The 23018-nt window shown below is 63.0% G+C and carries 19 protein-coding genes; 5 read left to right on the top strand and 14 right to left on the bottom strand.

Annotated features, from left to right (window positions below):
- Window positions 1–149: 149 nt before the first annotated feature.
- Complete coding sequence (locus NKJ58_RS10240) at window positions 150–1346, bottom strand: acyl-CoA dehydrogenase (RefSeq protein WP_352758621.1); 1197 nt, start codon at window positions 1344–1346, stop codon at window positions 150–152.
- A 106-nt stretch (window positions 1347–1452) separates the two neighbouring features.
- Here NKJ58_RS10240 and NKJ58_RS10235 point away from each other — a divergent pair, with 106 nt between their 5' ends.
- On the top strand, window positions 1453–2364 hold the full coding sequence (locus NKJ58_RS10235) for a LysR family transcriptional regulator (RefSeq protein WP_023817306.1): 912 nt from the start codon (window positions 1453–1455) through the stop codon (window positions 2362–2364).
- An 11-nt stretch (window positions 2365–2375) separates the two neighbouring features.
- On the opposite strand, the gene NKJ58_RS10230 is transcribed toward NKJ58_RS10235, so the two are convergent.
- The 9 genes from NKJ58_RS10230 to NKJ58_RS10190 all read right to left on the bottom strand — a co-directional run bounded on the left by NKJ58_RS10230 (window position 2376) and on the right by NKJ58_RS10190 (window position 13244).
- The gene (locus NKJ58_RS10230) at window positions 2376–2558 is read right to left on the bottom strand and encodes a hypothetical protein (RefSeq protein WP_023671771.1); all 183 of its coding nucleotides are present in this window, start codon (window positions 2556–2558) and stop codon (window positions 2376–2378) included.
- A 65-nt stretch (window positions 2559–2623) separates the two neighbouring features.
- Window positions 2624–4945 carry a Tex family protein gene (locus tag NKJ58_RS10225; RefSeq protein WP_352853061.1) on the bottom strand — a complete coding sequence of 774 codons (2322 nt, stop codon included), beginning with the start codon at window positions 4943–4945 and terminating at the stop codon, window positions 2624–2626.
- Window positions 4946–5059: 114 nt separating this feature from the next.
- A complete protein-coding gene (locus tag NKJ58_RS10220) occupies window positions 5060–6241 on the bottom strand; it encodes a serine hydrolase domain-containing protein (protein WP_352853059.1) in 1182 nt (393 codons plus the stop codon).
- A gap of 33 nt (window positions 6242–6274) precedes the next feature.
- Complete coding sequence (locus tag NKJ58_RS10215; RefSeq protein ID WP_023817303.1) at window positions 6275–7471, bottom strand: serine hydrolase domain-containing protein; 1197 nt, start codon at window positions 7469–7471, stop codon at window positions 6275–6277.
- A 62-nt stretch (window positions 7472–7533) separates the two neighbouring features.
- The gene (locus NKJ58_RS10210; RefSeq protein WP_023683465.1) at window positions 7534–8568 is read right to left on the bottom strand and encodes an ABC transporter substrate-binding protein; all 1035 of its coding nucleotides are present in this window, start codon (window positions 8566–8568) and stop codon (window positions 7534–7536) included.
- A gap of 23 nt (window positions 8569–8591) precedes the next feature.
- The gene (locus NKJ58_RS10205) at window positions 8592–9392 is read right to left on the bottom strand and encodes an ABC transporter permease (RefSeq protein WP_023671766.1); all 801 of its coding nucleotides are present in this window, start codon (window positions 9390–9392) and stop codon (window positions 8592–8594) included.
- Entirely contained in the window at window positions 9385–10305 is a 921-nt protein-coding gene (locus NKJ58_RS10200; protein WP_023817301.1) for an ABC transporter permease, read from the bottom strand. The genes NKJ58_RS10205 and NKJ58_RS10200 overlap by 8 nt, the downstream gene beginning before the upstream one ends.
- A 2-nt stretch (window positions 10306–10307) precedes the next feature.
- Window positions 10308–11408 carry an ABC transporter ATP-binding protein gene (locus tag NKJ58_RS10195; RefSeq protein WP_352810842.1) on the bottom strand — a complete coding sequence of 367 codons (1101 nt, stop codon included), beginning with the start codon at window positions 11406–11408 and terminating at the stop codon, window positions 10308–10310.
- A 156-nt stretch (window positions 11409–11564) separates the two neighbouring features.
- Entirely contained in the window at window positions 11565–13244 is a 1680-nt protein-coding gene (locus NKJ58_RS10190; protein WP_352518372.1) for an amidohydrolase, read from the bottom strand.
- A gap of 277 nt (window positions 13245–13521) precedes the next feature.
- Here NKJ58_RS10190 and NKJ58_RS10185 point away from each other — a divergent pair, with 277 nt between their 5' ends.
- Together NKJ58_RS10185 and NKJ58_RS10180 are read left to right on the top strand one after the other, a co-directional pair.
- Window positions 13522–14175, top strand: coding sequence for a TetR/AcrR family transcriptional regulator (locus NKJ58_RS10185; RefSeq protein ID WP_023686329.1), 654 nt, complete (start codon window positions 13522–13524; stop codon window positions 14173–14175).
- 24 nt (window positions 14176–14199) lie between these two features.
- On the top strand, window positions 14200–15231 hold the full coding sequence (locus NKJ58_RS10180) for a histone deacetylase family protein (protein ID WP_352518373.1): 1032 nt from the start codon (window positions 14200–14202) through the stop codon (window positions 15229–15231).
- Between the two features lie 87 nt (window positions 15232–15318).
- On the opposite strand, the gene NKJ58_RS10175 is transcribed toward NKJ58_RS10180, so the two are convergent.
- Together NKJ58_RS10175 and NKJ58_RS10170 are read right to left on the bottom strand one after the other, a co-directional pair.
- A complete protein-coding gene (locus NKJ58_RS10175; RefSeq protein WP_023814588.1) occupies window positions 15319–16512 on the bottom strand; it encodes a TMEM43 family protein in 1194 nt (397 codons plus the stop codon).
- 64 nt (window positions 16513–16576) lie between these two features.
- Window positions 16577–19483, bottom strand: a complete 2907-nt coding sequence (locus NKJ58_RS10170; RefSeq protein ID WP_352518374.1) for a M16 family metallopeptidase — start codon at window positions 19481–19483, stop codon at window positions 16577–16579.
- A gap of 507 nt (window positions 19484–19990) precedes the next feature.
- Here NKJ58_RS10170 and NKJ58_RS10165 point away from each other — a divergent pair.
- A complete protein-coding gene (locus NKJ58_RS10165) occupies window positions 19991–20701 on the top strand; it encodes a helix-turn-helix transcriptional regulator (protein ID WP_023683473.1) in 711 nt (236 codons plus the stop codon).
- A complete protein-coding gene (locus tag NKJ58_RS10160; protein ID WP_023683474.1) occupies window positions 20698–21468 on the top strand; it encodes a helix-turn-helix transcriptional regulator in 771 nt (256 codons plus the stop codon). Before NKJ58_RS10165 ends, NKJ58_RS10160 begins: the two co-directional genes overlap by 4 nt.
- A 31-nt stretch (window positions 21469–21499) precedes the next feature.
- On the opposite strand, the gene NKJ58_RS10155 is transcribed toward NKJ58_RS10160, so the two are convergent.
- Complete coding sequence (locus NKJ58_RS10155; protein ID WP_023671756.1) at window positions 21500–21937, bottom strand: BspJ family T4SS effector nucleomodulin; 438 nt, start codon at window positions 21935–21937, stop codon at window positions 21500–21502.
- Window positions 21937–23016 carry a flagellar biosynthesis protein FlhB gene (gene flhB, locus NKJ58_RS10150; protein ID WP_352853056.1) on the bottom strand — a complete coding sequence of 360 codons (1080 nt, stop codon included), beginning with the start codon at window positions 23014–23016 and terminating at the stop codon, window positions 21937–21939. Before flhB ends, NKJ58_RS10155 begins: the two co-directional genes overlap by 1 nt.
- Window positions 23017–23018: the final 2 nt, after the last annotated feature.

Genomic DNA, 23018 nt, shown 5'->3' with positions numbered 1-23018 from the left:
CCGGCTACGCTGTGTCGAGATTCAGGTCAGGCCGAGTCGAAAATGGCTGATACCGAAAACCGGAGCAGAGCGTACTTTTCGTACGCGAGCACCGGAAGCGCAGGCATCGGCCATTTGCAGGCCGGCCTCACCTGAACATCGGCACAGCTTTAGAAAAACGCCTGTATCCCCGTCTGAGCCCTGCCAAGGATCAGCGCATGCACGTCATGCGTACCTTCATAGGTGTTGACCGTCTCCAGGTTCTGCGCGTGGCGCATAACGTGGTAGCCGATCTGGATGCCGTTGCCGCCATGCATGTCGCGGGCCTGGCGGGCGATGTCGAGCGCCTTGCCGCAATTGTTGCGCTTGACGATCGAGATCATCTCCGGTGCCATCTTGCCTTCATCCATCAGCCGCCCGACGCGCAGCGAGCCCTGCAAGCCGAGCGCAATTTCGGTCTGCATGTCGGCGAGCTTTTTCTGGAACAGCTGCGTGCCGGCGAGCGGCTTGCCGAACTGCTTGCGGTCGAGTCCATACTGCCGGGCCCGGTGCCAGCAATCCTCGGCGGCGCCCATCGCGCCCCAGGAAATGCCGTAGCGGGCCCGGTTGAGGCAGCCGAATGGGCCGCCGAGGCCCTTGGCGTTGGGCAGCAGCCCGTCTTCGCCAACCTCGACGCCTTCCATCACCACTTCGCCGGTGATCGACGCGCGAAGGCTGAGCTTGCCGCCGATCTTCGGCGCCGACAGCCCCTTCATGCCCTTCTCCAGCACGAAACCGCGGATTTCGTCCTTGCCGTTGTCGCCCTTCAGCTTCGCCCAGACCACGAACACGTCGGCGATCGGCGCGTTGGATATCCACATTTTCGAGCCGGAAATCCTGTAGCCGTTCGCGGTCTTCTCGGCCCGCGTCTTCATACCGCCGGGATCGGAACCCGCATCCGGTTCGGTCAGGCCGAAGCAGCCGATCCATTCGCCCGAGGCCAGCTTAGGCAGAAATTTCTTGCGCTGTTCTTCCGAGCCATAGGCATGGATCGGATACATCACCAGCGACGACTGCACGGACATCATCGACCGGTAGCCGGAATCGACCCGCTCGACCTCGCGCGCCACCAACCCGTAGGTGACGTAATTGGCGCCGAGCCCGCCATATTCCTCAGGGATGGTGATGCCGAGCAGGCCGGCCTCGCCCATCTCGCGAAAGATGCCGGCATCGGTCTTTTCCTCGAGATAGGCCTCCTCGATGCGCGGCGCGAGCTTGTCGGCGGCAAAGGCGGCCGCGCCATCGCGCACCATGCGCTCATCCTCGGAAAGCTGGTTCTCGATCAGGAAGGGGTCTTCCCAAACGAACGCGTTCTTGTCGGCGGCCATGGCTTCGCTCTCTCCCAAAATCTTGAAGTGCTCGGGCTTATCCGCCTTCGCTTCGGAAAAATCAAACAAAATTGCATCACCGATCAATGAGGTTTAGTAATGGATCATGAACGTCCAACGCCGGCTTTTGCCCAGCACCAGCGCCCTTGCCGCCTTCGAGGCCGTGGCCCGCCTTGGCTCCTTCACCGTTGCCGCCCAGGAACTCGATTTGACCCAAGGGGCCGTCAGCCGCCAGATAGCCCTTCTGGAGGAACAGTTCGGCCGCCGGCTGTTCGAGCGCGACAGCCGCAATGTTCGGCTGTCCACGGCGGGCGAAATCTATGCCGAAGCCGTGCGGGCGGCACTCGGGCAATTGCGCGACGCCGCGCTCGGATTGATGAGCAATCGGCATAGCGGCATGCTGAACCTCGCCATACTGCCGACCTTCGGCACGCGCTGGCTGATGCCGCTGATCCCGGATTTCGTCGCAGAAAACCCTGACATCACCATCAACTTTGTCACCCGCATAGGCCGCTTCGACTTCGCCCGCGAGCGGCTCGACGCCGCCATCCATCATGGCCAGCCGGACTGGCCGGACGCAGATTCCACATTGTTGATGCGCGAAACCGTGATGCCGGTGGTCTCGCCAGACTTCCTTGCCAGCCGCGACATCACCACGGCGGCCGACATCAGCCGCCTGCCGCTGCTGCACATGACGACGCGCCCTGGCGCCTGGAGCGAATGGTTCGAGGAGCAGGGCTTGGGCACACCGATCGGACCCGGCATGCAGTTCGAGGAATTCGGCACCGTCGCCCAAGCCTGCATGGCCGGACTTGGGGTCGCGCTCCTCCCGCAGATCCTAATTGCGGGCGAGTTGCAGCGCGGTCAGCTCGTGCCGGCGCCGGGACAGCCGATGCAAAGCCGCAGCGCCTACTATCTCGTCGTCCCGAACGACAAGCGCGGCCACCCGCCGGTCGCCAGCTTTCGCGACTGGCTGCTGGGCCAGGTTGAGAAGGAACCGGCCGTTCTGGCCTGGTAGCTACTTCCGCTTCATCGGCTCGGTTTCCGGCTGGAAGCGCAGCGTTTTTGCGACTTGCGTTCGGCAACTTTCGCATCGAGCTTGCTTTTGATCCGGGCGAAAGCCTGGTCTCCATCGACCGAACTGCCACTCGCCATGCCCTCGTCCCAAAGACGCCCCAACTCTTGGACACTCACTTTCTCGAAACTTGCCATATCGCGCGTATCTCCACACAAGGATGGTAGATAACGCTCTAGCGATTGCAAGGAACCATTCGAGGCTACTTCCGCTTCAAGGCATCGGCCAGTGCTGCGCCAAACGCGCCTTGCTGTGCCGGTCGTTCCGGCTGACGCTGCGGCATCGGCGAAGGTTGCGCCGGCTTTCCGCCGCCATTGTCGCGCGGCCCCTTCGGCGTCCCGCCCTCGCCGCCGTCCTTGCGCATGGACAGCGCGATGCGCTTGCGCTTGATGTCGACATCGACGACCCGCACCTTCACCACGTCGCCGGCCTTCACCACCTCATGCGCGTCCTTGATGAAACGATCGGCCAGTTGCGAGACATGCACCAGCCCGTCCTGGTGCACGCCGATATCGACGAAGGCGCCGAAGGCAGCGACATTGGTGACGGTGCCTTCCAGAAGCATGCCGGGCTTCAGATCCTTGATGTCGTCGATGCCATCGGCAAAGGTTGCGGTCTTGAAGCCGGGGCGCGGGTCGCGGCCGGGCTTTTCCAGCTCGGCAATGATGTCGCGCACCGTCGGCAGGCCGAACCGTTCGTCAACGAAGACGCGCGGATCGAGCGCCTTGAGCGCTGCGCTGTCGCCCATCAGCGAGCGCACATCGCGGCCGCAGGCAGCGACGATCTTCTTGGCCACGCCATAGGCTTCCGGATGGACCGACGAGGCGTCGAGCGGCTCGCTGCCATTGGCAATGCGCAGGAAGCCTGCGGATTGTTCGAACGCGCGCGGTCCAAGCCGCGCCACCTTGAGCAGTTCCTTGCGGCTGGCGAACGGCCCGGTCGCATCGCGATGCGCGACAATGGCATCGGCAAGCGACGCGCCTAGGCCTGACACGCGGGCCAAAAGCGGCGCCGAGGCGGTGTTGAGATCGACGCCGACAGCATTCACCGCGTCCTCCACCACCGCTTCCAGCGAGCGGCCAAGCCGGTACTGGTCGACGTCATGCTGGTACTGGCCGACGCCTATGGATTTCGGCTCGATCTTGACCAGTTCGGCGAGCGGGTCCTGCAGGCGCCTGGCGATCGACACCGCACCGCGCAGCGACACGTCGAGCCCGGGAAACTCAGCCGCCGCTGTCGCCGAGGCCGAATAGACCGAGGCGCCGGCCTCGCTGACGATCACCTTGAGCGGCTTTGGCCCACCATCCGAAGGCATGTCGGACAGCATGTCGGCGACCAGCTTTTCAGTCTCGCGGCTGCCGGTGCCGTTGCCGATCGAGATCAGCTCGACCTTATGCTGGCGGATGAGTGCTGCGAGCTGGGCCTGTGTGCCGCGCACATCGTTCCGCGGCGGAAATGGATAGACGGTCGTCGTCGCCAGCACCTTGCCGGTGCCATCTACCACCGCGACCTTGACGCCGGTGCGGATGCCGGGATCGAGCCCCATGGTCGGCCGCGAGCCGGCGGGTGCCGCCAGAAGCAAATCCTTGAGGTTGCGTGCAAAGACATGGATCGCCTCTTCCTCCGCCCGCTCGCGCAGGTCGCGCATCAAATCGAGCGTCAGGTGCAGCGAAAGCTTGATCCGCCAGGTCCAGCCGGCGACTTCCATCAGCCAGCGGTCGCCCGGCAGGCTGCCGCCGATGGCGTAGGCATTGGCGATCATCCGCTCGACCGGCTTCACCGGCGAGGCATCGTCGGCATCGACCTCGATGTCGAGCGACAACACCTCTTCGTTGCGGCCGCGCAGCATGGCCAGCGCGCGGTGGCTCGGAACATTTGCCCAACGCTCGACATGCTCGAAATAGTCGGAGAATTTCGCCCCGGCCTCCTGCTTGCCGTCGACGACACGGGCACGCATGAAAGCGCGCTCCTTCATGTAGGTGCGAAGGTTGCCGACCAGATCGGCATTTTCCGCGAACTGTTCCGACAGGATGTCGCGTGCGCCTTCCAGTGCGGCCTTGGCGTCGGTCACATCCTCGGTCACATAAGCCAGCGCCGCCTCGGCGGGCACCAACGACCGGTTGGCCAAAATAGCCTCCGCCAATGGCCCCAGCCCGCGCTCCCGGGCGATCTCGGCCTTGGTGCGGCGCTTGGGCTTGTAGGGCAGGTAGATGTCTTCCAGTTCAGCCTTGGTGGCGGCAGCCACAATTTTGGCCTCAAGTTCCTCGGTCAGCTTGCCCTGCTCGCGGATCGAACCGAGAATGATATCGCGGCGCGCATCGAGTTCGCGCAGATAGGCCAATCGCTCGGCAAGGTCGCGCAATTGGGTGTCGTCTAGCCCGCCGGTGACCTCCTTGCGGTAGCGCGCCACAAACGGCACCGTCGCGCCCTCATCGAGCAGCCCTATAGCTGCTGATGCCTGCTCCGGCCGCGCCCCGATCTCTGCCGCGATGATGGATGCGATGCGTTTGCTGTCTGCTGCCATGCTGGTCCCTGTCGCAAAGAGCGGCGACCATAGGCGCTGATGTCCGTCACGCCAACCGCAGTGTTCTCAAGCGTCAAAGAGGTCCACAGGAAAGCGCCTTGCTTTGGCTCGTCCTCAGACCATCCCGCTCAGCGCCTCGAAAAAGGCAACGATCTCGCGTTCGAGCGGATAATCTTCAGGCACCGGCTGCGACCCCATTTTTGCAATCACCACTTCCGTCTTCGGGTTGACGTAGAGCCATTGGCCGTGGATGCCGATGCCGCAGAAGGCGCCGTTTGCCGCCCCCGTCTGGTACCATTTGTTACGGTAACGGCCCTTTGGGAACAGATGCACCATTGTGCCGCGCTGCCAGGCCTCCGCGCTGCCGCCGGCAACGGTCGTATCGCGCACCCAGCCTTCTGGCACGATGCGCCGGCCATTGGCCGTGCCGCCCTGCCGCATCATCTCGCCGATACGCGCCAGGTCGCGCGGCGTCACCGAAATGCCGCCGGCGGTGCGCGCCGTACCTTCCATGTCGACGCCGATCGAAGCCTCGCTGACAGCACCCAGCGGTAGCCACAGTTTCTCGCGCATCAGGTCCGGGAAGCGCTGGCCGGAAGCTCGTTCGAGCAGCAGGCCGAGCAGATCGGAATTGGGCGAACGGTAGCGGAAGGTTTTGCCGTGCGGTTCTTCGAGCCGCTGCAAGGTCAGAATGAATTCGCGCAAGCTTTCAGTGCCGCCGCCCGGATTCCACAGCGTAGCACGACGGTACCGGGCAAAGGCGCTTTCGGGATCGAGATAGGCCTCCTCGAAGTCGAGGCTGACGCTCATGTCGAGCACATGCCGGCAACTTGCATCGGCATAGGCCGAACCGGCGGCTTCCGGAATGTACTGGGTCACCGGCGCTTCCGGGTCGAACACGCCCTCGCCTTCCAGTATTCCGGCGATGATGGCCGTGACCGATTTGCTGATCGAGAAGATGATGTGACGGGCGCCGAAATCCATATTGGGCGCGAACCAGTCGCCGATGAACTGGCCAGCCTTCATCACCGTCAGCGCGTCGCTGCTCGAACGTGTGAGGAATTCGGCCACCGTTTCTGGGGCGCTGGCGATCGAAACCTTTTCGCCGAGCAGGCCGCTCAGGTCCCGCACCGGCGCTTCGACGCTTCCCGGCGTCGCCGCCACGGGAGCGGTCGGCACCAGTTCGCCAAGGTTCTGGAATGACCAGCGGTTGAAGGGGCTTTCGCGCCAGTTGGAGAGCAGCACCTCATTGCGGGCAAAGCCGTAGCGGATCTCGAACGCAGTCTTGCCAGTCATGAACGTTTCCTCGGAGGGATGATTTGTTGTGGGTCAACCAAGCGCCTTGGCGATGGCGTGCACCGCCTTCAGCGTTGCCACCGAATAGGCGACATTGCTGAAATCCGGATAGCTTGAAAGCTTGACCACGACCATGCCGGTGTCCCAGTCGATATGGATCATCTGCCCGAACACGCCCCGGCACATCAGTGCGCGTGAGCGCGGGTTTTCGATCCAGAACTGGTTGCGGTAGCTGCCCTCCGGCAGGCTCGGATTGAAATCCGGCGCATGCCTGCCGTTGCGCGTCGCCTCGATCCAGTCGGCCGGCACGATGCCGCGGCCCTTGTCGAGGATCAGCTGGCCGAAGCGGGCGTAATCGCCCAGCGTCGCGTTGAAGCCGCCATCGGCCAGCGCATAGCCGGCGCTGTCGACCGTGAAGCAAGCGCTTTCGTCGGCGCCGAGCTTTTGCCACAGCTCCTCGGACACCAGCTGCGCCAGCCGTTTACCGGTGACCCGCTCCATGATGAAGGCAAGCACGTCGGTCTCGATCGAGCGGTACTCGAACGCGGCGCCATGCGGCCGCACCTTGTCCTTCAGCTGCAGGATCAACTCGAACAGATGCGGCGGCCATTGGAAATCCGGATCGCTGTCCGGCGGCACCGGCTTCCAGCCGGTGGCGACATCGACCTGGCCGATATCGGAATAGCGATCGGTGTATTCCTCGGAAAAGCGAACACCCGTCGTCATGTCAAGCACATGCTGCACGCTGGCGCCGTCCCAGCCGGTCGCGCCGAGCTCCTGCAGATAGGCGGTCACCGGTTTGGCCGGGTCGATCAAGCCGCGCCCAACCAGAATACCGAACACGGTGCCTGTTACTGACTTCGCCATCGACTGCGACAGATGCAGCGTGCGCTCGGCCATGCCGTTGAAATAGCGCTCATAGGCGACCTTGCCGTCTTTGAGCACCAGGAAGCCGTCCGTGTAGGTCTCGTCGAGCAGGCCAACGAGCGTCGTCGGACGGCCCTTGCTGTCTTCCACCGGCAGCACGTCGAGATCGGTCTCTGCGCGCTCAAGACGATGGCGATGGCCGTTACCGCGCCAGACCTCGATGGTCGGCAGGAATTCGCGGATGTGTTGGAAGGCCCAGCGATTCCATGGCGGCCGGTCCCAATCGAGCTTCGGCGGCACCATTTGCGGCGGCGAGCCCTGCATGATCGGTGGCCGCGGATCGCTGTTGCGATAGGAGTCCATGAAAGCCATTCCGGAAAAGAAAAGGCCCGGCGGCGGATGCCGCCGGGTCTGTCAGACTGCGGTTATTTCTGCAGTTCGGTCCAGATCTTGGTGTAGATGTCCTGGATCTCAGGCGCGCACATCTTCTGGAATTCGCCTTGTGCCTTCGCAGCCTCCGGAATGACGACTTCCGGGGCATCCTTCATATCGGCCGGCATGTACTTGTCCGAGCCGGTAATGGCGTTTGCGTAGCGATGGAAGGCCGAGAGGCCGGCCGCGTTTTCCGGATCCATGATGAAGTTCTGGAACAGCTTGGCGTTCTCGACATTTTTGGCTTCCTTGAGAACGACGACGTTATCGCTCCACAGGCCGTAGCCTTCCTTCGGATAATTGTAATGGATGGCCGGATTGGCCAGCCGCTGACGCAGCGCCGAACCGTTCCAGTCGCTGGTCGCCTTGAAGTCGCCGGCGCCCATCTTTTCGATGGTGTTGTATTCCATGGCGATCCAGTTCGGCTTGGCCGCGACAAGCGTGTCGCGCACCTTCTTCAGCACCGTCTTGTCGTCGGTGCACTGCTGGCCGCCGACATATTTGATCGCCGCGAAGATAACGTCATTCATCTCGGGAACGACATTGGTCTTGCCCTTCAGCTCGTCCGGCGTGTTAAAGATGATGCCCCAGCTGTCGGCTGGTCCCTTGTAGGCATCGGTGTTGACGACGACGCCGACGGTGCCCAGCGCCCACGGCACGGAATATTTGCGGCCGGGGTCGAAGTCTGGATTGGCCCATTCCGGCGCCACGTTCTTGAAGTTCTCCATCTTGCCCGGATCGGTCTCCTGCACGAGGCCCTCCTTGATCCAGATCGGCACGTAGGTTTGCGACGGAACGGCGATGTCGAAGCCGGTGCCGCCCTGGCGTACCTTGGCGAGCGCCGTATCGTTGGAATCGTAATCGGTGATGGTCACCTTGACGTTGTATTTGGCTTCGAACTTTTTGATCACGTCGGGGCTGGTATAGTTGCCCCAATTGTAGATGTTCAGCTCGCCATCGGCGCTGGCCAGGCTCGTCGTTGCGAGCAGCGCCAACCCCATGGCGGCTGTCGTTGTTTTCCAGTTCATGGTTTTAGCTCCCATTTGTCGGTTCAGTCTCTTTTCCTGCTGACGAAGAAAAACAACGTGACGATCGCGACCGAAAGCAGCAGGAAGGCGGTCGATATCGCGTTGATCTCAGGCGTGATGCCGCGGCGGATCTGGCCGAGCATGTAGGTGGGCAGCGTATCCTGGCCGCCCGATTTGACAAACTCGGTGATGACGACGTCATCGAGCGAGATGACGAAGGCCAGCATCAGTCCGGCCAGTATGCCGGGCCACAAAAGCGGCAGCGTGATGCGGCGGAAGGTCTTCCAAGGCGTCGCGTACAGATCGGCGGCCGCGCGCTCCAGCGTCAGGTCCATGTTTTCCAGCCGCGCCCGGATCGGCAGATAGGCGAACGGGATGCAGAACGCCGTGTGCGCGGCGATCAGATAGCCAATGCCGGAATAGCCGGTGAAGATCTTGATGCGCGAGAAGAAGATCAGCAGCGCCACGCCGGTGACGATCTCGGGCACCATCAGCGGCTGGTTGATCGCCGCATATTTGAAGGTGAGGCCCGGATAGGACGCGGTGCGCGTGGTGGCGAGCGCGGCCATGGTGGCAAAGATTGTCGACAGCACCGCAGCGACGGCGCCGATCTGGAACGAGCGTAGCGTCGCGTCGATAACTTGCACGTTCTGCCAAGCCGACTGGAACCAGCGCATCGAAAAGCCGCCCCATTCGGACGTCGAGTTCGCCGCGTTGAAGGCATAGGCGACCAGCACGATGATCGGCAGATAGAGCACGATAAAACAGGTCGCAGCGATCACCGTGAAGCCGGTCTGGTGCTTGATGGAAAAGTTCTTAGCCATGCCGCACCCCCGACTTGCCGGCATTGCGCACATAGGCAAGCAGCGCCACCATGACGATGATCATCACCGTGATCGACAGCGCCGAGCCGAGCGGCCAGTTGCGGCCTTGGCCGAACTGCAATTCGATCAGGTTGGACAGCATCATGTTCTTGCCGCCGCCAAGCACGCTCGGCGTCACATAGGCGCCAAGGGCTGGAATGAAGACCAGGATGGAGCCGGCAATGACGCCGGGTTTGACCAGCGGGAAAATGATCTTCCGCAATACCTTGAAACGGGTCGCGTAGAGGTCGTAGCCCGCCTCGACGAGGCGAAAATCAAGCTTCTCCATGCTGGCATAGATCGGCAGCACCATCAGCGGCAGATAGACATATGCCATGCCGATCAGAATCGCCGTGTCGGTGAAGAGGATCTGCACCGGCGCTGAGACGATACCAAGCTTGAGCAGGATGGTGTTGATGATGCCTTCGTTGCGGATGATCTGCAGCACGGCGAAGGTGCGGATCAGCAGGTTGGTCCAGAACGGAATGGTGATCAGGAACAGCCAGAGATCCCTGGTCTTCTCGCTGCGCGTCGCCATGAAATAGGCGGTTGGAAACCCCAATGCCAAAGTTGCGATCGTCGTTATCACCGCCAACTTGATCGAGCGCCAGAATATGGTGACATGCGCTGCCGCAAGCGAAAGCGTATCGTCGAAAATGTCGCGTTCCATGAACACCGACAGCCAGGCATCGGGCGAAAACTGCCACTTCACATCGCCATAGGGGCCAGGCGTCAGGAACGAGTAGATCAGCACGATCAGCAAGGGGCCGGTCGCGGCGAGGAAGATCACCAGCAAGGCTGGCGCTGACAGCAGCCACCGGTCGCGCACATCACGCCGCTCCGCTGCCTTGGCGACTTGTTCCGCGGTCGCCATGATCAGTCCTTCAGCACTTGCGCGGCGTCGTTGCCGATCGTGATGCCGATCTGGCCGCCCTGCACGAAGCCGTCACCGGCGCCGCGGCTGTTCTGACGCCGCACGATGAACGGCTCGCCACCGGCAAGGCGCAGATGAAAGTGCGTGTCGGTGCCGAGATAGACGATGTTTTCGACGGTGCCGGACAGCGAAGCGCTCGGGCTGGCCGTGCCCAACTGCGCATGCTCTGGGCGCACGACGATGGTGACCTTGCCGCTGGGGCTGAAGCCTTCCGGCAGCGAGGCTGGGATTTCCACACCAGACGGCAGCTTCACCGTCGCCCGGCCACCAGTCGCGCTAACCACATCCGCCTTGAGGAAGTTCGACTCGCCGATGAAGTCGGCGACGAAACGCTCGGCCGGCCGGTCGTAGATGTCGCGCGGTGAGCCGACCTGCAGGATTTTGCCCGACGACATCACCGCGATGCGGTCCGACATGGTCAGCGCTTCCTCCTGGTCGTGGGTGACGAAGATGAAGGTAATGCCGGTCTCGTGCTGCAGCCGCTTCAATTCGATCTGCATTTCCTTGCGCAGCTTGTAGTCGAGCGCCGAGAGCGGTTCGTCGAGCAGGAGCACCTTGGGCTGCGGCGCCAGCGCCCGGGCGAGCGCCACGCGCTGCTGCTGGCCGCCGGAGATCTGGCTGGTTCGGCGACTCGCCAGCGCCTCCATCTTCACCAGTTTCAGCATCTCGGCGACGCGCGCCTTGATCTCGGCCTTCGGCTTGCCCAGCATTTCCAGGCCAAAGCCGATATTGTCGGCGACCGTCATATGCGGGAACAGCGCGTAGGATTGGAAGACGGTGTTGACCGGCCGCTTGAAGGGCGGCAACGGCGCGATGTCCTGACCGTAGAGGAGGATTTCGCCGGCGGTTGGAAAGTCGAAGCCGGCAATCAGCCGCAGCAACGTGGTCTTGCCGCAGCCGGATGGTCCCAGCAGTGTAAAAAACTCATTCTCGCGGATGGATACCGAGACCGTATCGAGGGCAGCGACCTGCCCCTCACCCGATCCGAAAATTTTACTGACGTTTACGACTTCAATTGCATTCCGATCCGGTTTTTCCGGCACGATACGCCTCACTGTTCACCCCGCTCTTGCTGGCGGAGCTTTTCCCCTGTTCGATGTGACCACACGGCCGGTAGGTTGGCAAGTCCGGCATTGAATCACAGTTCAGTCGGTCATTTTGTCTTGCAAGCGGCAAGCTGTGCAAGCCGCATGCCATTGTCAGGCCTGGTAGGTGACCTTGCCACCGCAGACCGTCGTCACCGGCCGCAGCTTGTGTAGATCGGCCGGCGCCGTCTTCTCGATATCGGCCGACAAAACCACCAGATCCGCCATATAGCGGGGTTTCAGAACGCCTTTGCGATGCTCGGCGAATTCGGCATAGGCGCCCTCGACCGTGTAGGCGGCAATCGCTTCCTGCAGCGAGAAACTCTGGTCAGGATCGCCTTCTGCCCATGGTTTGCGCTGCACTGCCGCCTGAATGCTCAGGATCGGGTCGATCGCCGCCACCGGCCAGTCCGAGGCGAACACGACATGGGCGCCGGCGCTTTTCAGGGTGCGCCAGGCATAGCTCAGCGGCCAGCGGGCCGGTCCGATGCGTGACACCGTCGGCTCCAGTGGAAAATCCATGGCGCCGGGCGGATGCGACGGCTGCATCGAGGCGATGACGCCGAGTTCGGCAAAACGCGGCACGTCGGCTGCTGTGGTGACCTCGATGTGCTCAACCCTGTGCCGGCTGTCGCGCTTGCCATTGAGCTTCTGCGCCGCCTCGTAACCGTCGAGCACTGCGCGCACCGCGCCGTCACCGATCGAGTGCACCGCGATCTGCAGCCCGCGTTTGTCGATAGCCACGGCGAGATCGATAAATTGCTGCGGCGTGAACAGCGGCTCGCCGACCCAGTCGGGACGATCCGCATAGGGTTCGACCATAACAGCGGTCCAGGAATCGAGCACGCCGTCATAGAACACCTTGACCATGCCCGATGACAGCCACTCACTGTGGTAGCGCTCGGCCATGACGGACGCCTTCTCGAGCATGTCGAGCGTCATGAAATTCTTGTAGTGGAACGGGATCTTGACGCGGCAGGGCAATCCCTCCTCGGCCTCGATCTCGGAAAGCAGTTCGAGCTGGTAGAGATTGCCGTCCATGTTCTGGATCGAGGTGATGCCGTGGCGCGCGCACCATGCAAGCCCGCGCCGCATGATGTCACGGTCAGCGGCCCGCTCGGCGGCCGACGGCATTGGGTCGGGCTCACCGCCGGTCGACAGCCCCAGCCGCACCCGGCTTTCGCCGGCAAGGTCGAGCACCGGACCGAAGGCCTCGCCCTCGCGCAATTCGCCCGCGGCCAGGCCGTCGCCACCCATCACGATCTCGTTGCCCGGACCGAGCGTGCGTCCCTTCAGGATGCCGGCCATCTCCAACGCCTTGGTGTTGGCCCACATCGTATGGTGATCGGGCGCCGCCATGCAGAAGGGGCGGTCGGGCAGGATGGCGTCGAGATGATGGCGTGTCACCTGCTCGTCGCCGAGCACGGTGTAGTCGACGCCCTGTCCCACAAGCATCTTCGCCCCGGGCCACGTCGTGGCGTAGTCGCGGATGGCGCTTTGAAGCGCCTCGAAGCCATGGATACCGCCGAGTTGAAGATGCGCGAGCTCGGCCCCTCCCGAGAACAGATGCATGTGGGCTTCGATGAAACCGGGCAGGACCGAACCGCCCTTGGCGTCGATCACCTCTGTGGTCGTTCCCTTGAGTTTTTCGATGGCGGCGTGGTTGCCGATGGCGATGATGGCGCCGTCCTTGACGGCAATCGCCTCGGCGGCGGGATTGTCATCGTCCATGGTCCGCACGCGACCATTGATGACGATCAGATCAGCATTTTGACCCGCACCCGTGACAGACATCGCGACTCCGCGCTTTTGACGACTGGCTGAGACCGACAACCCTCTTGTCCGACAAGCTGCCACTCCGCTGGAGCGGCGTTATCGGACGAAAACTGATGCCAGTGCGCTGTTTCGAAATTCCCCTTGTGATCTCTCAAAACAGCGTGGATAAAAGAATGCGACTAATTATTCGCGTTTGTCAACGTGCCGAATTTCGAATGTATTGTGGACAACACACCACGCCAATGTTGAGACCGGGACCTGTGTTGAAACCGGCAGGGAACGAAGGCATCAATCCGTGAAGCGCAGTCTCAGCCGCGAAACCAGGATGGCGCTCGAACCGCGCAAGCAGCCGCGGCAGGAACGGTCGAGCAAGGTGGTCGACAGGATACTCGACGCTGCGCTGATCCTGACACGGGAGCAAGGAACCAAGACGCCGACGACGCTCGCCATTGCCCGGCGCGCGGGCCTGTCGGTCGGTTCGGTCTACCAGTACTTTCCCAACAAGGAAGCCATTCTCCTCGACCTCGCCCGGCGCTGGCTGTCGTCGTTTCCCGAGGTGATCGCCAGGCGCATCGAGGTCACCCCACCCACCAACCGCGACGAGTTTCGGCAGGAAGTGCGCAAGCTCTTCATCGATACCTCCAGAATATATCTCGAAAACGCCACCCTGATGCCGGTGATCGAGGCGATATCCGGCAATGCCGACCTCAGGCCGATCCAAGACGAATATGACGAGCAGATCATCGCGCTTTACGCCGCGTGGCTGCAGCATGTGAACCCGGCCCTTGAGGACAAGATCGCCAGCCGGCTCGGCGTGCTGATGATGGATGTCGGGCACGCCTGCCGGCTTGTGGGGCTGAAAAGAGACCGCAAGACATACGACCTCATCGAGGACGATGTGGAAAGAATGTGGCTCGCTTTGGTCACCCCCTATCTCAACCTTGACTGATTTCGCTATTTCGAGAGGAAATTCATGAAGACTGTCTATTCGCCGCTTCATGCCGGCCATGCCGGCCAGATGGAACTGGTCACGTCGGCAATCGTGCCGGGTTTCGAAAAGCCGTCGCGGGCCGAGTTCATCAAGGCGCGGGTCGAGAGCGAGAAGCTGGGGCCGATCATCGGACCGGTCGAGCACGATCTCACAGCCGCCAAGCGCATCCACAAGGCCGACTATATCGACTTCCTGCCGACCGTCTGGCCGGCGTGGAAGGCCGCCGGCTTCGAGGGCACGGCGATGGCCTTCACCTGGCCGACGCGCGGCCTGCGCGGCGACGTGCCACCCAAGCGCGTCGACGCCTTGCTCGGCTACTATTCCTTCGACGCCGGCGCCACCTTTGTCGAAGGCACATGGACCGCCATCAAATCATCCTATGACGTGGCGCTGACGGCGGCGGCCTTGGTCAAGGGTGGCGAGCGGTCGGCCTTCGCGCTCTGCCGCCCGCCCGGCCATCACGCCGGTGCTGGGTTCATGGGCGGCTACTGCTACATCAACAATGCCGCGGTCGCCGCGCAGTGGTTCCTCGATCAGGGCGCAAAACGCGTCTCGATCCTCGACGTCGACTATCACCACGGCAATGGCACGCAGGAGATCTTCTATGAACGCGCCGACGTGCAGGTTCTCAACCTGCATGGCGATCCCATGGTGGAGTATCCGTTCTTCCTCGGCCATGCCGATGAACGCGGCGCCAGCGCCGGCGAAGGTTTCAACGTCAATTATCCCATGCCCTTCGGCACCAATTGGGACGCCTGGAACGCCTCGCTGGAGGATGCCTGCGTCAAGCTCGCCGCCTACGCCCCCGATATCGTCATCGTCTCCCTTGGCGTCGACACCTTCGAGAAGGACCCGATCAGCCAGTTCAAGCTGAAAAGCCCGGACTATCCGAAGATCGGCCATCGCATCGCCAAGCTCGGCCTGCCGACGCTGTTCGTGATGGAAGGCGGCTACGCCGTCGAGGAGATCGGCATCAACGCCGTCGGCGTGCTCACCGGCTTCGAGGACAAATAAGAAAGCAATTCCAGGATAAGTGTGAGGCGGTTTTCCGGCCGGAATTGCGCCAAAGAGATATGGGGCGGCTCCGGCCGCCCCGACCATCTAGGCGGCCGCAGCCGGGTTGGGTGCAACCACCGGAACGGCTGGCCTTCGCAACCGGCCGATGCGGTAGACAATCACCGCCGCAATCACGCCTGCCGCCAGGATGGCCACCGCCAGCAACGGCCGGTACCAGAACCAGGCAATCGCAATCGTCACCGTGCCGACCAGGATCGCCAGGACGAAGGCGATGATGCCGGTGCCCATCCGCGCCATGCTGCCGAGGAAGGGTATGACGTCGAGGATCACCCCGATCGGGCTGAGGAACAGCGCAAAGCCTATGGTCAGCAACAGCAAGCCGGCGCCGCGCAGCAGCCAGGTGATCAGCGTGTTGGCGCTGACCGCGTCGGCGAACATCTTTTCGGCCGGGACGTTGCCGGTATCGACCATCAGCAGCGCATCGCCGGCTTGCGTCTGGTAGGGCTCGAAGCGGCTGCCGGCCTGGCGCGCGATGATACTGATCACGCCCAGCGGCGCCAGTTCGTAGCCGATTCGATAGTCACCCAAAGCGGGCGTCGTGTTGTCATTGCCGAGAAAAATCTTGCCATCGACGATGCTGAGCGGTTTCGTTCCGGTATAGGCAGCCTTTATCGCCGCCGACTGGTCGGCTGAGAGCGAATAGTCCTTGTCACCCTCGATACGGTCCAGCACTGGCGTATCGAGATCGAAGGCGACAAGCTTGCCCTCAGGAATCTGGAAGGTCCGGCCGTGGATTTCCATGGGCGGATTCTGGTGGCCGTCCGGCTTCTTGAAGTCCGACGAGTCGATCTGGCTGTCGTCCCACACCTTGGAATAGCTGTAGGTGGTCACCGTCTCTTCGCCACCGCCGAGCTTCTTGGTCGTCTCCGACTTGGACTCTTCCTTCCACTGATACATCTCGACACTGCGCGACAGCCGCAGCCCTTGCGTGGCGATGCCGAAATCCGGATCCGCCAGGCCGCTGTCCGCCGTCACCAGTCCGCTGACATGAACCAGCTTGCCGTCATTGGCGGTATCGACGCTGTCGGCGCCGACCGAAACCACCGCTCCAGAACCTTCGGCCAGCGAGCGCGCCGTCTGCACGGCGCGGCCTTCGTTCCAGAACAGCCCGATCACCATCAGCACGATCAGGATAAGGCCGAAGATGACCCCGCCGACCGCGCGCTTGATCCGCCCGAACCACGAGACGGATGTGACTTCCCGAAATGAATCGCTCATCGTTTCCCCCGAAACAAAGTTACCCCAGAATTACAACGCGGCCGGCGGCCGCGTGTTTAACCCGTCAATCGGCGTGGATCTGCGCGCCGCAATCCCTGTCGCCGGCGCAGGCGTGCACCGCCCGTGTCGTGCCGCCATCGCCAACCCGCCACGGCGAGGCAGACAGCGGCGCCTGCCGATTGCCCCCGAGAAGGTCGAGCGCCCGCATCGCCGTCTCTTCGCCAGCCTCGTCACGCTTGACGATCTCGACGTCCTTGAGGCCGATCGCGGCAAGCTGCGGCATCACCACATCGGGGTCGCCCGCCACCACGATCAGCGACGGATCGAGCGACGCCAGGGCCAGCGCCTGTTTCTGAACCGCATCGAGCGTCAGCTTTGTGCGCGCCGCCATGCGGGTTTGCTGGTCCTCCAGCGTCGATCCGCTGCCGACCGCGCCAATCAGCGAGGAGAACAGACCAGCCGACGTCTCGGCCGATCCAGCCAGCGCCCGGCGATAGATAGTCACCGTGCGGTCGACTTCGTCCTGCGCCACCGGCAAGGTGGTCAGGCCGGCAAATCCTTTCAGGATTTCGGTAATCGCCGGCCCGGTGTTGGCGCGCTCGACGGTGGTTGCCACGACCAATCCCGAGCCGGCCTTCATCGGGCTCATCAGATAGCTCGACACGCCATAGGAGTAGCCCTTCTCCTCGCGGATCACCGAATTCAGCCGGCTGGAGAAATCGGCGCCAAGCAGGTTGGAGACCGCGGTCGATTCAGCGCGCTCGCTCTCGTCGGTGCCGGGCGCCGGCCGCGCCACGAACAGCGCCGACTGGCTGGCGCCGGGTTCGGGCACCAGCAGCACTTTCTGTCCCCCGTTGAAATGCGCCGCCGGCGACGGCTCGACGGCATAGCCAGCGGTGTCGCTTGTCCACGCGCCGAATGCTTTTTCAAGGCTGGCGGCGACGGTCGCGACCGGCATCGGGCCGACGCTGTAGAAGGTCACCGCCTTCGGCGTGAACTCCGCCTTGAATGCGTCCCTCGCCTCGTCGAGCGAGATCGAGGCCAGCGCCTTTGCCGACCAGTCCACCGCTGCCTTGCCCGGCACCTGCGGGATCAGCGTCGCCTTTGCCATGCGGCCGGCAACGCCGGGCAGATCCGCCTCGCGGCCGTTTAGCCAGTCGACTGTCTGCGCCATCAGCACCGTCCATTCGGTCTTGTCGAAACGAGGCTTCAGCACCGCGTCGGCGAGCAGGCCAATACCCTGGTCGAGCTTTTCCGGCGGCACGCCAAGCGTCATCATCGTGGTCAGCGTTCCGGCCTGGTGGCCGACGCCGGCGCCGATGTCGCTGGCCGCCTTGGCGAAATCAGCCGAGCCGCGATCGGCGGCCCCGCGTGTCACCATGCTTGCTGCAAGCTCCAGCAATCCCTCCTTGCCTTCCGGCACGCTGTTCCAGCCGCCGGCGGCACTGGCGGCGACATAGACCATCGGCGCTTCCGGCATTGTGTAGTGGACGAGTTTGATGCCATTCGAGAGCGTCGCCGTTTCCATGGCGGGCAGTGTTGCCGAAGGCGCTTGCCCGGCCGCATGCTTCGGAATGTCGATCGCCGCTCGCTCCGGCGCGGTGAACGGCTGCGGTGTGCCGGACGACCCGATCAGTGCATCGGGATAGCCGCCGCGCGGGCCGGGCTTCAGCACCAGTATGCTGGCATCTTCCGGTTTCAACAGCCGCTTCATCGTTGCCTCGACGCCCGCCACGCTGGCGTCCTTCACCCGCGGGTCGTCCACCAGCGCGCTCTGCGCATCGCCGAGCACGTCGGCATTGTAGGAGACGACGCCGGCGCGATCCTTCAGTGCTTCGCTGCCGAGCCGCGCTGCCTGCAAGATGCCGGTGCGCGCACGCTCGACATCGACCGGATCGAGCGGGGTCTTCAGGAAATCCGCGAACGCCGTTTTCATCGCGCTTTCCAGCGCTTCCGGCGCCACACCTTCGGCGGCACCCGCCTCGAAGGTAAAGCGGCCACCGAGCAGACCGCCGGTCCAGCTCGCGCTGGCATAGGTGGCAATGCCCAACTGCGAAACCAGCCGGTTGCGCAAAAATCCATATTCGCCGTTGCCGAGCAGTTCGGCGGCAATGCTGAGCGCACCATTGTCGGGCGACTGCGCCACCGGGCCACTGAAGCCGACCACAACGATGGGGCTTGGCACGCGATCCTCGAGCACCAGCTTGAGCCGGGCCTGCGTCGGTTCCGGCACGGCGGGCCGCGCCACATCGGCGCCGCGCGCCACGCGGCCGAACGTGTCGGCAATCAGCGCCTTGGTGTCGTCGATCTCCAAGTCGCCGACCAGCACCAACACCGCATTGTTGGGCAGATAGTAGCTGTTGAAGAAACCCCTGACATCGTCGAGCGTCGCCGCATCGAGATCGGCGACCGAGCCGATGACCATGCGGCTATAGGGATGCGGCTTCGGGAACAGCCCGGACCAGAAAGCTTCCCAGCCGGATGCGCCGGCCTTGTCGAGCACGTTCTGGCGCATCTCGTTCTTGACCACCGAGCGCTGCAGATCGAGCTTGGCCTGAGTCACCGAGCGGCCGAGATTGGCCATGCGGTCGGCCTCCAGCGACAAGATCATCGGCAGTGACGACGACAGCCCGTCGACGTAATAAACCGTGCCGTCCTCGGTGGTCCAGGCATTGATCTCGTTGCCGAGCGCGGCGTGCGCGCCGAACACGTTCGGCCAGGCCGGCGTGCCGGAAAACATCAGATGTTCGAACAGATGCGCAAAGCCCGAGCGTCCCGCGGGTTCATTCATCGACCCGACGCGGTAGCGCAGGTTCATCACCACCTTCGGCACGCGATGGTCGGGCACCAGCACCACCTGCAGCCCGTTGTCGAGCGCATAGGTAACGGTCGGCTCAGCCTTGGCGGGCGCTGCCATGCCGGCAAGAGCCGCAAGCACCACCGTGAACGCCAGGAAAACCTGCTTCATCATGACCCCCGATGCTGATGGCCGCGAGCAAGCGCCGCCAAATCCGCCGTATGACCGAAGGGATGCCCACCCCTGCCGGCTGCCGAGACCCTATCGGAATCGATCGGCCCTCGATACGGCAGTATCGCAACACCCTCTGGCTTTTTCGTGTCGGCGTTTCAGGCCTTTTGCGGCGGAAAAGGCCGCGAAAGCAGCCCCTGAGTCGCTTGAGTCCAATAATATTGATTTTGTCAAATCGCGTTTGATGTCGGATTCATCTGCGGGTAGATTAGACCCGAATCAGCCGGTCCTTGGGGGGCGCGGCGACCACCCAAAGTCTCAAGTTCCGGCCAATGACCGGCACCAGACGCGGACGGCTTCGCGTTCCCTGAATGGATTCGGCGATCAGCGCGACCGCCGCGCCGTGTGAGTGCTTCGTAAACGTGATGCGTCTTCAAGTTCGGCCGCTGCTAACCCCAGCGTCCGGGCTCAAGAAAAGACTCCGGCCATGACATACAACCAAAGCATCCAATGAGCAGTTCCGCCGCGCTTCTCCAATCCGATACGTTAGGCTCGCGCCTCGAATCGCGCGGCGATCTCACCTCCTTTTTCATGCAGCTTGCCGCCGAGATCGGCGCCGACAGCTACATGCTCGTCGCCATCGTCCACGACCAGGACCGCAACGACGCCCGCATCGTCTCATCCAACTGGATCTTCGACGCCATTGAACTGATCGGCAAGCGGCTGATCGCCGGCCTTGCCCAGGGACCGCTGACCGTTGCACCTGGCATCCGCCCGAGGCCCCTGGTCGCCGCCGCGGCACCCGACGCCGGCGGACTGCTCACAGGCGAAGAGGCGCGCCTGCTCGACGTGCTTGGACATGCCGAAGTCTATTCACTGCGGCTCAATGTCGGCCGCCAGCGGCTGTTTGCGCTTTTCTCGGCGGCCGAGGCCGGCAGTATCGACCAGCCGGCGCTGATGAAGGCTCAGTTGAAGTGCTGTTACGCGCTGTCCGCCATCCCGCAATTGATCGCCGCCGTCGCCATGCAGGACCCGCTGTCCGACCGCGAGCGCGAATGCCTGTTCTGGGTGTCTGAAGGCAAAACCACCGATGAGGTCGCAGTGATCCTCGGGGTCTCGTCCAACACCGTCAACAGCTACATCACCCACGCCATCCAGAAATTCGCGGCGTCGAACCGCGCGATGGCCATCGCCACGGCGATCAGGAGCGGCATCATTTGAAACATGCTGACATCAAGGCGGCGGCCGAAGCCCTTTTCAACGAGCAGCGCAATCCGTTCGGCGCCTTCTCCATCGGTTCCGAGACGCACCATGCCGTTACCATCCCGGACGCGGTGCGCCGCTGCCGCTGGATCGCCGTCGACATCAACGCGTCGGCGTTTGGCCTCTACTTCGTCAGCCCCTCGCCGGAACGGGCGCGCCTGGTGCCGAGCTTCGATTCCGACTATCCCGCCACCGCGGTGACAACCAAATTCATTGCCGGCGCCAACGGTGAGGAGATGGTTCGCCACAGCGGCGCCTCGACAGCGCCGCGCTGGTGGGCCGATGACGGCATCGCCGGCTCGGACGCCGTCTTCAAGAACCTCGCCTGGGCGGAGCGGACGGAGCCGCTGGCGCCGGGCACCAACGGCATTGGCTTTCCCGTCCATGCCGATCGCGGCCATTGCGGGCTGGTGGTGTTCCTCGGCTCGACGATCGCTTTGCCGGAGGACACGCTCTACGAAATCCACGCCCGCTGTTTTTCGCTGTTCGCCGCCGTCGCCCGCATTCGTCCGAACGATGCCGGCCGGATGCGGTCGATCTCCAAGCGTGAACTGGAGTGCCTGAAGCTGACCGCCAACGGCAACACCAGCGAAGAGATCGCCAGGCTGTTGAAGCTGTCGGTCCACACCGCCAACCAGTATCTCACCCAGTCGACGCAGAAGCTCAACGCGGTCAACCGCAACCAGGCGGTGGCCAAGGCGCTGCGGCTGGGGCTGATCGAGTGATCGCGTCTGGCAGTTGGAGTAAGACAAAAGATCAGCGATAGGCGAGCGGCTCGGTCCTGCGGATTCGCGCCTCTTCGATCACCGTCTCCAGCAAAGCGGTGTTGTGCTCGGGGTCTTCCCCGGGCTTTTCGAACGACACATAGTTGACCGCGACCGAAGACCTCTCCTCGCTCAGCGTCAGCTGGAAATAGACGGTGACGCCCGGCGGCCGAAGCTCGAGATCGAGCACGATGCGCGGGCTGCCGCTCCAGTCGACATGTGCCTCTCCGCCATGGCCGAGCCTGAGCGTGCCTGGGAGGAAAAAAAGCTCCACAGCCGAATCCACCAGATCCGACAGGCAAGCGAAATGCTCGAGCCGGATGAAGGCGATGTAGTCGGCGACGTCGATCAGCCGCAACTCGTCGACCACCTGCTCGATGGCCTTGGCGACGATGAGTTCGCGGGATTTTGCGTGCGGTTGGCGGTTCATCAAATTTGTCTCCGCTCAGCCTTTTTGGAGTAGACGATCCGCACCAGTTCGGCGACGGCCTGGTAGAATTGCGACGGGATCACGCTATCAACCGAAACTTGCTTGTACATGGAGCGGGCGAGCGCCACGTCCTCGAAGATCGGGATGTTGTGCTCCTTGGCAATCTCGCGAATCTTGAGCGCCACAAGGTCCTGGCCCTTGGCCAGCACCATGGGTGCTGAATCCTCGTCGCGGACATATCTGAGCGCGATGGAAAAGTGCGTCGGATTGGCGATGATCAGCGTCGCGCGCGGCACCGCCGTCATCATCCGCTTGCGCGCCCGGTCGCGCGCCAGCGAGCGCAGCCGCGACTTGATGATCGGGTCGCCCTCGGACTGCTTGAACTCGTCCTTGACCTCCTGCTTGGTCATCCGCAGATCCTGCTTCCAGTGGAAGCGCGACCAGACGACGTCGACCGCCGCGATCAGCCCCATGACGAAGACGATCGCCACCAATATGTCGACGGTGATGCTTTTGATGACGAGGCCGAAAGCGACGGGGTTGGTGATCATGCCGGCCAGGAGCTGGCGGTAGTCCTGCGATAGCGTGAAGTAGAGCACGATGCTGGCGAAGCCGAGCTTGCCCAGCGATTTCAGGAACTCGACCCAGCCCTGAATGCCGAACATCCTGGTCCAGCCTTTGGCTATCGAGATGCGCGACAGTTGCGGCCGGATCCGCTCGCCGACGACTTGCGGCATGTTCTGCAGCACCGAGGCGCCGATGCCGGCCACCACCAGCAGCACCAGCAGGCTGACGACGGCGTTGCCTATTTCCATCATCACGGTCTTGTAGAGCGCGATGACGTCGGTCTCGGTGTCCATCGGCCACGCCTCGGGCTTTTCCAGGAACATCGACAGGAACATGCCGAGATCAACGACCGCGTCCTTGGCGTAGAAGACGGTGAACACCAGTATGGCGATGAAGGACGCCAGAAGTGCGGCCTCTCGCGAATGGGGCAGCTTGCCCTGTTCGACGGTGTCGCGGATCTTCTTTTCGGTCGCGTCTTCGGTTTTGGAGTCTTTGTCCGCCGCTTCAGCCATTC

It is taken from the genome of Mesorhizobium sp. M0139 (assembly GCF_040322455.1).
In the GTDB taxonomy this organism is placed as follows: Bacteria; Pseudomonadota; Alphaproteobacteria; order Rhizobiales; family Rhizobiaceae; genus Mesorhizobium.
This window is presented reverse-complemented; position numbering and strand designations above follow the sequence as displayed.